The following is a 1,632-nucleotide window of genomic DNA, read 5'->3' on the forward strand; positions in this document are numbered from 1 at the left end:
TAGTGTCCATCCAAAAATGCCAACCTATTGAATTAACGTAAAAAAACATCGAGAAGTTGCTGGGAAATTCCTGGTGAGCTGGGTATAATTTATAGCTAAGCAATTGACTATAAAGGAAATAACCAACAAACCAGGAGCTGACAATGCGAGAAAAACGCACCATCCAACCCAGTATATTCGAAATTTATCCAGAGCACGACATCGGGCGTGAACTCAAAGCCATGTCCAAGTTGCTGGACGCGCATCCTGATCTACTGGATTGGGTCGCGGCAGACATAAAGGATCGCCAACCCAAGGCAACGGGGCGCAAAGGTTTGAGTGTGGATACTGTCTTACGCTGTGCGATACTCAAGCAATACCGACAGTTGAGTTATGAGGAATTGGTCTTTTGTCTGATGGATTCTTCCGCCTATCAGGCGTTCGCCCGTTTGTGTGGGACCTGGGTGCCCAAGAAGTCGGCCTTGCAGCGCTGCATCAGCGCCATATCTGCGGTGACCTGGGAACAAATCAACCTGCAGTTGCTAGAGGATGCACGCCAGGACAAGATCGAAAATAGCAAGATGCTTCGGATTGACAGTACGGTCACCGAATCGACGATTCATGATCCCACGGATGGCCGCCTGTTGTGGGACAGTGTTCGGGTATTGATTCGCCTGATGGAAGCGGCACAAGACTTACCCGGCGCACCTGAATTGACGTGGCAAAATCATCAGCGCGTGGCCAAAAAACGGATGCGAGCCATCATTTATACACGCGGTGCCGACAAGAAAGCGCGTTTGTATCGGGATTTGATCAAGGTGACCCGAAACAGCCTGTGTTACGTCGAGCAAGCGGATCTTGCACTTAGATGCAGCGGCATTGACAGCGGATATGCCGAGTGGAGTGCGCAGGTCGCGCATTACCAGCCACTGATTGAAAAGGTCATTGAACAGGCGGAACGGCGGGTATTCCAGGGGGAGAAAGTACCGGCCAATGAAAAGATCGTCAGTCTCTTCGAAGAACATACCGACATTATCGTCAAGGGGCGCCGTGATATTCAATATGGGCACAAGCTCAATCTCAGTACGGGGCGCAGTGGATTGATTCTGGATGTTGTCGTCGAGAAAGGGAATCCGGCAGACAGCGCCCAGTTCCTGCCCATGCTGGAACGGCACATCGAGCACTTTGGCGTGGCACCACGCCAGATGGCTGCCGATGGTGGCTATGCCAGTACCGATAACCTTCAGGCAGCCAAGGCGTTACAGGTCAAGGATGTCGTGTTCCACAAGAAACGGGGACTGAAAGTGGAAGACATGGCGCAAAGTCCCTGGGTCTATCGCAAATTGAGAAACTTCCGGGCAGGGATTGAAGCGGGTATTTCTTGCCTAAAGCGGGCTTATGGATTGTCACGGTGTACCTGGAAAGGTTGGGCGCATTTCGAAGCGTATGTCTGGTCATCCGTGGTGGCTCACAATTTGGCTTTGTTCGGTCGGTTGAAGTCAACCTAGCCGCCATTGCGGACAAACTGACCAAATGATGGGGGTTCCCCAGGCTTCGTATGTCCGGCGCACCGGCAAAGGGTGATAATAAGTCCTTGAGAGTGATCGATTGCCAGATTGGCTTCAAAGGATGAAGTATAATTCAGAATATCAG

At 51.3% G+C, this 1,632-nt stretch carries 1 protein-coding gene; it reads left to right on the forward strand.

Features of this window, described 5'->3' with window-relative positions; genetic code table 11:
• Nucleotides 1-143: 143 nt before the first annotated feature.
• Nucleotides 144-1,487, forward strand: coding sequence for an ISNCY family transposase (locus ACOCD2_RS19085; RefSeq protein WP_293650116.1), 1,344 nt, complete (start codon nucleotides 144-146; stop codon nucleotides 1,485-1,487).
• The last annotated feature ends 145 nt before the right edge of the window (nucleotides 1,488-1,632 follow it).

It is taken from the genome of Thiolapillus sp. (genome assembly GCF_048562965.1).
GTDB lineage: Bacteria > Pseudomonadota > Gammaproteobacteria > Chromatiales > Chromatiaceae > Thiolapillus > Thiolapillus brandeum_A.